At 62.8% G+C, this 9020-nt stretch carries 11 protein-coding genes; 7 read left to right on the top strand and 4 right to left on the bottom strand.

Annotated features, from left to right (window positions below):
- The first annotated feature begins 248 nt into the window (after positions 1 to 248).
- The gene (locus ACKLLE_RS14915) at positions 249 to 1118 is read left to right on the top strand and encodes a DMT family transporter (protein ID WP_420058380.1); all 870 of its coding nucleotides are present in this window, start codon (positions 249 to 251) and stop codon (positions 1116 to 1118) included.
- On the opposite strand, the gene ACKLLE_RS14910 is transcribed toward ACKLLE_RS14915, so the two are convergent.
- Positions 1075 to 1983 (bottom strand): DMT family transporter, encoded by a 909-nt coding sequence (locus ACKLLE_RS14910; protein ID WP_420058379.1) that lies wholly within the window; start codon positions 1981 to 1983, stop codon positions 1075 to 1077. The genes ACKLLE_RS14915 and ACKLLE_RS14910 overlap by 44 nt on opposite strands.
- 99 nt (positions 1984 to 2082) lie before the next feature.
- Here ACKLLE_RS14910 and aceK point away from each other — a divergent pair, with 99 nt between their 5' ends.
- Positions 2083 to 3804, top strand: coding sequence for a bifunctional isocitrate dehydrogenase kinase/phosphatase (gene aceK, locus ACKLLE_RS14905; RefSeq protein ID WP_064301910.1), 1722 nt, complete (start codon positions 2083 to 2085; stop codon positions 3802 to 3804).
- Here aceK and ACKLLE_RS14900 read toward each other — a convergent pair.
- Positions 3801 to 4667 carry a DUF6279 family lipoprotein gene (locus tag ACKLLE_RS14900; protein ID WP_009405217.1) on the bottom strand — a complete coding sequence of 289 codons (867 nt, stop codon included), beginning with the start codon at positions 4665 to 4667 and terminating at the stop codon, positions 3801 to 3803. The two genes, aceK and ACKLLE_RS14900, sit on opposite strands and share 4 nt — an antisense overlap.
- Before the next feature lie 166 nt (positions 4668 to 4833).
- Between ACKLLE_RS14900 and ACKLLE_RS14895 the strand changes: the two genes are divergently transcribed.
- Complete coding sequence (locus ACKLLE_RS14895; RefSeq protein WP_009405216.1) at positions 4834 to 5670, top strand: CvfB family protein; 837 nt, start codon at positions 4834 to 4836, stop codon at positions 5668 to 5670.
- A gap of 15 nt (positions 5671 to 5685) precedes the next feature.
- Here the strand turns inward: ACKLLE_RS14895 and ACKLLE_RS14890 are convergent, their stop codons facing one another.
- Positions 5686 to 6063, bottom strand: a complete 378-nt coding sequence (locus tag ACKLLE_RS14890) for a hypothetical protein (RefSeq protein WP_009405215.1) — start codon at positions 6061 to 6063, stop codon at positions 5686 to 5688.
- 177 nt (positions 6064 to 6240) lie between these two features.
- On the opposite strand from ACKLLE_RS14890, the gene ACKLLE_RS14885 reads away from it, so the two are divergent.
- The 3 genes from ACKLLE_RS14885 to def all read left to right on the top strand — a co-directional run bounded on the left by ACKLLE_RS14885 (position 6241) and on the right by def (position 8060).
- Positions 6241 to 6420, top strand: coding sequence for a CsbD family protein (locus ACKLLE_RS14885; RefSeq protein WP_420058378.1), 180 nt, complete (start codon positions 6241 to 6243; stop codon positions 6418 to 6420).
- 136 nt (positions 6421 to 6556) lie between these two features.
- Positions 6557 to 7531, top strand: a complete 975-nt coding sequence (locus ACKLLE_RS14880; protein WP_420058377.1) for a YihY/virulence factor BrkB family protein — start codon at positions 6557 to 6559, stop codon at positions 7529 to 7531.
- Positions 7521 to 8060, top strand: coding sequence for a peptide deformylase (gene def, locus ACKLLE_RS14875; RefSeq protein WP_064301914.1), 540 nt, complete (start codon positions 7521 to 7523; stop codon positions 8058 to 8060). The genes ACKLLE_RS14880 and def overlap by 11 nt, the downstream gene beginning before the upstream one ends.
- Here the strand turns inward: def and ACKLLE_RS14870 are convergent.
- The gene (locus ACKLLE_RS14870) at positions 8012 to 8467 is read right to left on the bottom strand and encodes a GNAT family N-acetyltransferase (protein ID WP_420058376.1); all 456 of its coding nucleotides are present in this window, start codon (positions 8465 to 8467) and stop codon (positions 8012 to 8014) included. The genes def and ACKLLE_RS14870 overlap by 49 nt on opposite strands.
- Positions 8468 to 8731: 264 nt before the next feature.
- Here ACKLLE_RS14870 and ACKLLE_RS14865 point away from each other — a divergent pair, with 264 nt between their 5' ends.
- Positions 8732 to 8977, top strand: a complete 246-nt coding sequence (locus ACKLLE_RS14865; RefSeq protein ID WP_420058375.1) for a DUF2790 domain-containing protein — start codon at positions 8732 to 8734, stop codon at positions 8975 to 8977.
- Positions 8978 to 9020 lie beyond the last annotated feature (43 nt).

Genomic DNA, 9020 nt, shown 5'->3' with positions numbered 1-9020 from the left:
CTCACCCGAAGACTCGCTCATGCCAGCTTCCCCTGTAACCCCAGTACTCGCTACCGCGCCCGACGCGGTGGTTGTCGTGCGCGGGTTCCTGCAGCCGGCCATCAGCCAGTCCCCACCTGTCGGAACCGTCGTGGCAGTGGTGGTAGTGGGCTGACGCCCGCTGCACACGCAACGTTTCTGAATCCGGCCGGCTGCGCCCTCGCAGTTCGTCCGATCGGCTTTCTTGCCCGAATACAGGTGGCAAATCCATGTCTTTCCTGCACAAGACTTCCGTGGCCTCGGCGGCCACCACGAGCCTGTTCGTCCTGCTCTGGAGCAGTGGCGCGATTGTCTCGAAACTGGGGCTGGCCCAGGCTACGCCCTTCGCTTTTCTGCTGATTCGCTTCCTTCTCGCCCTGGGCGCCCTGGTGCTCCTGGGGCCGCTGCTCAAGCTGCGCTGGCCGCGTGAGCCTGCGGCTATCCGCCAGGCCCTGGTGACCGGCGGGATTCTGCTCGGCGCCTACCAGATCTTCTATCTGCTGGCGCTGGACCTGAAGGTTACCCCTGGGGTCATGGCCACGGTCATGGGTGTCCAGCCCATCCTGACCGTGGTCCTGATGGAGCGCCGGCGTTCCTTGGGGCGTCTGTTCGGCCTGTGCCTGGGGCTGACGGGGCTGGTCCTGGTGGTCTGGCAGGGCATCGGCCTGGGCGGTATGTCCTGGTCGGGGATGCTCTTCGCCTTGCTGGCGCTGCTGAGCATGACCGCTGGCTCGATCATGCAGAAGCGCATCACCCGCGAACCTCTCGGCACCCTGCCGCTGCAGTATCTGGCGGGGCTGCTGATATGCGCGCTGTTCGCACCGTTCCAGCCACTCGAGGTGAAGTTGAACCCGCAGTTCCTGCTGTCGGTGGCGTGGATGGGCCTGGTGGTCTCGGTGCTGGCGACCCTGCTGCTCTACCGGCTGATCGCCCGCGGCAACCTGGTGAATGTCACCAGCCTGTTCTACCTGGTGCCAGCGGTGACCGCGGTGATGGATTACCTGATCTTCGGCAACCGCCTCGCGGCCCTGAGCCTGCTAGGCATGGCCTTGATCGTCATCGGCCTGCTGTTCGTGTTCCGCCAGCCCGCGCGGGCTTGAGCACCAGCCACAGGGCCAGGCCAATCAGCAGTCCGCCGGAGAGGTGTGCGCTGGACAGCGGTTCGTCCAGCAGCCAGGCACCCCAGAGCACGCCGAAGACGGGAATCAGAAAGGTCACGGTGGAGGATTTCACCGGGCCGATCTCGCTGATCAGGCGGAAGTACAGGATGTAGGCGAAGGCGGTGCACAGCAGGCCCAGGCCAAGCAGCGACAGCCACACCGGCCAGCCACCCCAGCTGGCCGGTGGCTGGGTGGCGACGCTCCAGGCGAACAGGGGCGTGAGCAGGAGGCTCGCGCCCATCATGCTGCCCAGCGCGGACAGGCGGCTGTCCAGGCCGCCGCGCTGGTCCAGCCAGCGCCTGGCGAGAAAGCCGGAAAAGCCGTAGCAGGTGGTCGCGCCGAGGCAGGCGAGGGCACCCTGGAGCAGTTTCAGGTCGAAGGCCACCGGGCCCGCGCCACTGAGAATCCCCACGCCGAGCAGGCCGAGGAAGATCCCCGACAGCTTGGGCAGGGTCATCGCTTCATGGAAGAACAGCGCGCCGATCAGCACGCCCATCAGTGGCGTGGTGGCGTTGAAGATTGCCGAGTAACCGGCGGGCAGCACCTGCGCGGCCACCGAATAGAAGGTTGCGGGAATCCCCGAGTTGATCATGCCCAGCACCAGGGCGACCTTGAACTTGCCCTGGAAGTCCCAGCGCACCCGCATCAGCGCGAGGATCACCAGCAGGCCGGCGCAGGCGATGGTGACCCGGAAGAACGCCGTCGGCACCGTGCCCAGCACCGGCGCGATGATGCGCATGAACAGGAAGCTGGCACCCCAGACGGCGGCGAGGATCAGCAGGCGGGACAGGGCAATGGGGCTCACGGGATTCTCCGGGGCGAACGGGGAACGGAGTGTACCCCTGTGCAGCACGAAGCGCCCCGGTTACTCTCAGGTTTTCGTCCTTCTGCCAGAGGTCCTGATATGCCCCAGCAATGGCCGGCCGCCGATATCGCCCGGATGATCCTCGAAGGTTTCGACAATTACCGCGAGCATTTCCGCCAGATCACCGACGGCGCCCGCGAGCGTTTCGAACAGGCCCTCTGGCAGCAGATCCAGAGCGCGGCGGCGGCGCGGATCAACCTCTACGAGGAGAAGGTGTCCGAAGTCAGTGCGGGCCTGCGCGAGGCATTCGAGGACGAGGTGTTGCTGGACGTCTCGCTGTGGCCGCTGGTGAAAAGCGCCTACATCAGGCTGATCGACCCGCGCCTGGACGATGAGCTGGCGGAAACCTGGTACAACTCGATCTTCTGCAGCCTGTTCAGCCACGACCTGATCAGCGACGGCTGCATGTTCATCCACACCACCCGGCCTTCGCTACGGGCTCACGAGCGCGCGGCGCAGACCCGCATCTACCGGCCCGATGGGCAGTTGGCCGGCCTGCTGGCGACGATTTTCGAAGACTATCGGTTCGGCGTGCCCTACGCCGACCTGCCCGGCGACCTGGCGCGGCTGGAGACGCAATTGCGCGAGCACCTGCCGGACTGGGTATGCAAGGACCCGGAACTCCAGGTCGAGCTGTTTTCCCCGGTGCTGTACCGCAACAAGGGCGCCTACCTGGTCGGGCGCATCTTTACCCGCGACGAACAGTGGCCGCTGGTAATCCCGCTGCTGCACCGCGAGGGTCAGGGTATCGAGATCGATGCGCTGATCACCGACGAAGCCGATGTGTCGATCATCTTCTCCTTCACCCGTTCCTACTTCATGGTGGATGTACCGGTGCCGGCGGAGTTCGTCGGTTTTCTCAAGCGCATCCTGCCGGGCAAGCACATTGCCGAGCTGTACACCTCGATCGGTTTCTACAAGCACGGCAAGTCGGAGTTCTACCGGGCGCTGATCAATCATCTGGCGAGCACCGACGATCGCTTCATCATGGCCCCGGGCGTGCGCGGCATGGTCATGAGCGTGTTCACCCTGCCGGGCTTCAATACCGTGTTCAAGATAATCAAGGACCGCTTCTCGCCGTCGAAGAACGTCGACCGCGCCACGGTGATCGAAAAATACCGGCTGGTGAAGAGCGTCGACCGGGTCGGGCGCATGGCCGATACCCAGGAGTTCTCCGATTTCCGCTTCCCCGTGAGCAAGTTCGAGCCGGAATGCCTGGCGGAGTTGCTCGAGGTTGCTCCGTCCACGGTGGCCCTGGAAGGCGATACCGTGCTGGTCCGCCATTGCTGGACCGAGCGGCGCATGACCCCGCTTAACCTGTACCTGGAAAACGCCAACGACGCCCAGGTCCGCGAGGCGCTGGACGACTACGGCCTGGCGATCAAGCAATTGGCGGCGGCGAATATCTTTCCGGGCGACATGTTGCTGAAGAACTTCGGTGTCACCCGTCATGGCCGGGTGGTGTTCTACGACTACGACGAGATCACCTTCCTCACCGAGGCCAACTTCCGCCATATTCCGCCGCCACGTTTCCCCGAGGACGAAATGTCCAGCGAGCCGTGGTATTCCATCGGCCCGCATGATGTGTTCCCGGAAGAATTCCCCCCGTTCCTGTTCGCCGATATTGGCCAGCGCCGGCTGTTCAGCCAGTTGCATGGCGAGCTATACGACGCCGATTACTGGAAGGGGCTGCAGGACAAGATCCGCGCCGGCAAGGTGATCGATGTGTTCCCGTACCGGCGCAAGGATCGGACCCTTTAGCTTTTAAGGCACTTCAGCTCACTGAAATCCTTGCGCACCTTGCCCAGCCGCTGATCCAGCTGCTGGCGCTGCTGCTCGCTGCTCTGGGCCATCAGGTCCACCAGCAGGCTGCGCAGTTGCTCCTCGGTATTGGCGAAGGCGACGCGGTATTCCGGGGTCCAGAAGCGCTCGCGGTCCTTGAGCAGTTCGCCCAGGCGCGGTTCGAAGTTGTCGCTGTGGCGCTGGTCCATCAGGTTGCTGAACTGGGCCTGCCAGTGGGCACGGTTGGCGATCCAGGCGCGGTTCTGCTCGCCCAGTTGCGCCGACCATGAGGCCACGCGTGCCTTTTGCTGCGGACTGAGCCCGCCGAACCAGGGCGACAGGCGTTTCTCCATGCGTTCGCCGCGCTCGGCGATCTGCTGCGACAACGGTGTCTTCACGTACTTGGCCTGGCGCTCCTCGATGTCCTTGGCGAAGTTCTCGCGCATCTCGCGCACCTGCTGGTCATCCATGCCACGCAGCAATTGCGCGGCCGACGGGGTGATCTGCTCGGCGACGCGGGCGATGGCCGCACGGGCTTCGACGGTGCGTTGCTGCAACTGCTGGTCGGTGACCTGGTTGCTGGTGACCATCTGGCGGATGTTGTCGAGCCAGGCCAGGTAGCCGGGCAACTGGGTCTTGCAGTGCCAGGACAGTTCTTCCTTGAGCCGCTCGTTCAGCCAGTTCTTCTGCTGGCGGTTCATGTCCAGGTAATCGCCGAGTGACCAGGGCACCAGCACGTCCAGGTTGCGGTAGGCCAGGTCCAGGCGTGTGCAGGACAGCAGCAGGAGGCTGGTGAAAACCAGCAGGAACGGGCGCAGGCAGCGTGATAGACGAGCGGACATGGTCGGCGTCCTTGCGTTGGCGTACTCAGTGTTTATAGAGCAGCTTTGACCCGAGGGGTTCAAGGCGATGCCCTCGTGGCTGTTTCCAGCACTGAAAGTGCCGAAGCGCAGGGTGATCGGCCGCGATCGCGTGTAGAATGCGCGCCTCGCAGCGAGGATTTCGAACATGGCTTCAGTTGGGCGTTACAACACTTTGCAGGTGGTCAAGCACACGGACTTCGGTCTGTACCTGGATGGCGGTCCGGAGGGCGAGATCCTCCTGCCCAAGCGCTACATCCCCAAGGACACGCCGAGCGAGGTGGACGACTGGCTGAATGTCTTCGTTTACCTGGACAGCGAGGACAAGCTGATCGCCACTACCGACAAGGTCAAGGTCCAGGTCGGCCAGTTCGCCAGCCTCAAGGTGGTGGAGATCAACAGCATCGGTATCTTCCTCGACTGGGGCCTGCCCAAGGACCTGCTGATGCCGTACTCCGAGGAAAAACGCCAGATGCGCGCCGGCGAGTACTGCGTGGTGCACGTCTACCTCGACCGTCGCACCCGGCGCATCACCGCGACCGCCAAGCTCGATCGCTACCTGGACAAGACCCCGGCCAACTACCGGGTCGGCCAGCAAGTGGACCTGCTGGTGGTGGAACAGAGCCCGATGGGCTTCAAGGCCATCATCAACAACCAGCACTGGGGCCTGATCCACAAGAACGAGGTGTTCAAGTTCCTTCGTTCAGGCAAGCAGGAAAAGGGCTACATCAAGGAAATCCGCGACGACGGCAAGATCGCCCTGAGCCTGCAGCCGGTGGGCGAGGGCGCCGCCAGCAGCCTGCACGAGCAGATCCTCGCCCGGCTGAAGGCCGCCGATGGCGTGCTGCCGGTGAGCGACAAGAGCGACCCGCAGGTGATCAGCGACCTGTTCGGGGTCAGCAAGGGCAACTTCAAGAAGGCCATCGGCGCCTTGTACAAGAGCGGCCAGATCGTCATCCATGACAACCGCATCGAGCTGCCCTGATCCGGCAGCTCCGGTTCAGCGCTGGCGATAGCCGGAGAAGTCCAGGTTCTCGCCACCGGGCCGCAGGTCGCGCAGCAGCGAGTCACGGTCGGCCGACAGGGCCAGGCTGATGGTGGAGCGACGTTTGCCCGGATTGCGTACTTCCATCTTTTCCTGATGGGTGCGCAGGTCGCGCACCGGAATCTTCAGATGCTGCAGCTTGTCGGTCTCGGGGCTGTGCAGCAGCAGGTTGACGAAGTCGCTGTTCTTGCGCAGCCAGGCCACCGGGATATCGAACCACCACAGGCTGCGCTTGCTGTCCAGGACGGCGAACAGGGTGTTGTCGCTGTTCAGTACCGGAGTCCCCAGCGCCTCGTTGCGGCGGGCGATGGCGGTGGTCTTGTCGAGTTTCATGCGGGTGTCCTGCGAGTGACGCTTGGAAAGGTCGGGTATTTTGCGGGGAATGGGCTGAAACATAAAGCTGCTGTTCGCAGTGCTCTTGATCTGCGCGGATGAAAATAAATGAAACTCCCCGCTTCGCCTGATACTCCACTCATTGTCGATTCCGACATACCTTCAAGGAGAAATCCCATGAGTGGCACCAAAGACAAAGTCAAAGGCATGGCCAACGAAGCGGTCGGCAATATCAAGCAAGGCGTGGGCAAGGTGACCGATAACGATCGCCTGCGCGCCGAAGGCAAGGCCCAGGAGCTCAAGGGCGAAGCCCAGCAAACCGTGGGCAAGGTCAAGGATGCCGTGAAAAAGCCTTGACCGGCCTGCGGGCCATAAAGAGACGGCCATCCCTGGATGGCCGTTTTTTTTACCCGGCAGACGGAATCGCGACCTTGTGAACAGGGTCTATTAGACTGTTTTGTAACTGAGCCTGGGGCAGCGCAAGGAGACGCCAATGAGACTTACCCATTTACGCGGTCTGCCGGTCCACCGCGTACTGGTGCGAACCGTCAAGGAGTTTCTCGACGACGAGATGTCCACCTACGCCTCGGCACTGGCCTACCAGATGCTGTTTTCGCTGTTCCCCTTCCTGCTGTTCCTCATTGCCCTGATCGGTTTCCTGCACCTGCCGGACTTTTTCTCCTGGCTGCGCCTGCAATCGGAACTGGTCCTGCCACCGCAGGCGCTGGAGCAGGTCAATCCGGTGATCGATCAGCTCCAGCAATCCAAGGGCGGCCTGCTCTCGGTGGGTATCGTCATCGCCCTGTGGACCGCTTCCGCCGGCGTGCGCCTGATGATGAGCGCGATGAATGCCGCCTACGATGTGATCGAAGGGCGTCCGGTGTGGAAGCGCATCCCGCTGTCGATCTTCTACACCGTGGGCATCGCCGGCATGCTCCTGGCCGCGGCGGCGCTGATGGTGCTGGGCCCGCAGGTGATGAGCTGGGTGGCATCGCAGGTGGGTATGGAAGACATCATCGTGACCATCTGGACCGTGGCCCGCTGGCCGGCCATCGTTGTGCTGATGATGGTGGCGGTGGCGCTGATCTACTACGTGATGCCCGATGTAAAGCAGGAGTTCCGCTTCATCACCCCGGGGTCGGTGCTGGCGGTGGTGGTGTGGATCATCGCCTCCCTGGGCTTCGGCTACTACGTCAAGACGTTCGCCGACTACAACGCCATGTACGGCAGCATCGGGGCGATCATCGTCCTGCTGTTGTACTTCTACATTTCTGCGGCGGTGCTGCTGTTGGGCGCGGAGATGAACGCGGTAATCGAGCATATGTCGCAGGAGGGCAAGGACCCGGGGGAAAAACATCCCGGCGACGGCGCCCCGGAACGTGCTACAAACCAGGTTTCCGGGCTGGGTCGCGATCACGCCCCGGCCGTCGAAACAGAACCTGCGAGCCGAACCACCCATGATTCGTGAAATCCTCAAGATGGGCGACGAGCGCCTGCTGCGCATCGCCCCGCCGGTCCCCGAACAGCTGTTCGGCAGTGCCGAGCTGCAGCAACTGATCGACGACATGTTCGAGACCATGCGCCATGTCGGTGGCGTGGGCCTGGCGGCGCCGCAGATCGGCGTCGACCTGCAACTGGTGATCTTCGGTTTCGAGCGCAGCGAGCGCTATCCGGATGCCGAGCCGGTGCCGCAGACCATCCTGCTCAATCCGCTGATCACGCCCATGGGCACCGAGCTGGAGGAAGGCTGGGAAGGGTGCCTGTCGGTACCCGGGCTGCGTGGCGTGGTGAGCCGCTACAAGAGCATCTTCTATGAAGGCGTCGATCCCCACGGCCAACCGATCCGGCGAACCGCCGAGGGTTTTCACGCACGGGTGGTACAGCATGAGTGCGACCATCTGATCGGCCGCCTGTACCCTTCGCGCATCCATGATTTCAGCCGTTTCGGCTACACCGAGGTGCTGTTCCCGGGGCTCGACCCGGCCACCGACGACTGACTGCGGTACATCGCCAGCAGCGACTTGCTGCGCCGGTAGCGGGCCAGGCGATCGGCCAGCGCCTGTGGCAGCGCTTCGGTCACCTCGAAGCCCAGGCGTTCATAGAAGCCTTGCAGGTCCGGATGGCAGAACAGCCAGGTGCACTGTTCGGCGCAGGCCGTTTCGATCAAGCGTCTCGCCATCCCTGTCCCCCGCCAGGAAAAAGCCACCAGCAGGCCGGTCAGCCATTGTCCGCCCGGTACCGGTGTGAGATTCAGCGCGGCAACGATCTCCCCCGTCCGCACGACCCAGGCTTCGCCACCTTCGCTGGCGCGCATGGCCGACCCCTGGGTCTTGTAGAACTTGTTCAGTAGCGGTCGCTCGGTGGCGGTAAGACGGCTGCAGCGGGCTGGATGGCGTTCTGGCACAGGCGAAGGGCTCCGGGGCGGGATTTGCAGCGTATCCCCTCGGGCAAGGGTTGAGCGCAATTATTGCGAGTTTCGTAACAGTGAATGTCAGTCTTGGTGATTCAAGGAACTTAGCAGATCAGTAGACTAAGTGCATCCCCACTCGGAAGTTCCAACGGGATCGGTACTTCGTGTCATGTTTGCTTAGTTGAAATGACAACTTCTCCGGCCACTCAGGCATATGAAGTCAATCTGTTGGTTCGATTGCTTTAAAGGCCCACAATCATGAAAGCATTAATTGCAGCAGCCCTGCTCGCCGTCTCTTCGTTCGCCCTTGCCGACCAGGCCGCACAGCCCCAGGTCGAGCAGTACACCTACGGCACCAAGCTGGATATCGCCAAGGTCATCAGCCTGTCGAAAGTCGCCAATGTCTGCGAGGTGGTTCCGGCTACCATGGTCTATGAAGATCATCAAGGCAAGCGCCACACTGTCGAATACCGGGTGATGGGCGATGGTTGCAGCCAGGGTTGATAACCTTTCAAGTCGTTTAAAAAGCCCCGCCAGTCGCGGGGCT

Origin of the sequence: Pseudomonas bharatica (assembly GCF_048586865.1) — a bacterium.
Taxonomy (GTDB): domain Bacteria; phylum Pseudomonadota; class Gammaproteobacteria; order Pseudomonadales; family Pseudomonadaceae; genus Aquipseudomonas; species Aquipseudomonas bharatica.
Note: the sequence above shows the minus strand (reverse complement) of the source record. Positions and strands in the feature narration are given on the sequence as shown.

Coding starts and splice junctions, on each gene's coding strand:
- ACKLLE_RS14885 (WP_420058378.1), top strand. CDS start 6,241: ATGAGTGGCACCAAAGACAAAGTCAAAGGCATGGCCAACGAAGCGGTC.
- ACKLLE_RS14900 (WP_009405217.1), bottom strand. CDS start 4,667: ATGTCCGCTCGTCTATCACGCTGCCTGCGCCCGTTCCTGCTGGTTTTC.
- ACKLLE_RS14865 (WP_420058375.1), top strand. CDS start 8,732: ATGAAAGCATTAATTGCAGCAGCCCTGCTCGCCGTCTCTTCGTTCGCC.
- ACKLLE_RS14915 (WP_420058380.1), top strand. CDS start 249: ATGTCTTTCCTGCACAAGACTTCCGTGGCCTCGGCGGCCACCACGAGC.
- ACKLLE_RS14890 (WP_009405215.1), bottom strand. CDS start 6,063: ATGAAACTCGACAAGACCACCGCCATCGCCCGCCGCAACGAGGCGCTG.
- ACKLLE_RS14880 (WP_420058377.1), top strand. CDS start 6,557: ATGAGACTTACCCATTTACGCGGTCTGCCGGTCCACCGCGTACTGGTG.
- aceK (WP_064301910.1), top strand. CDS start 2,083: ATGCCCCAGCAATGGCCGGCCGCCGATATCGCCCGGATGATCCTCGAA.
- ACKLLE_RS14895 (WP_009405216.1), top strand. CDS start 4,834: ATGGCTTCAGTTGGGCGTTACAACACTTTGCAGGTGGTCAAGCACACG.
- def (WP_064301914.1), top strand. CDS start 7,521: ATGATTCGTGAAATCCTCAAGATGGGCGACGAGCGCCTGCTGCGCATC.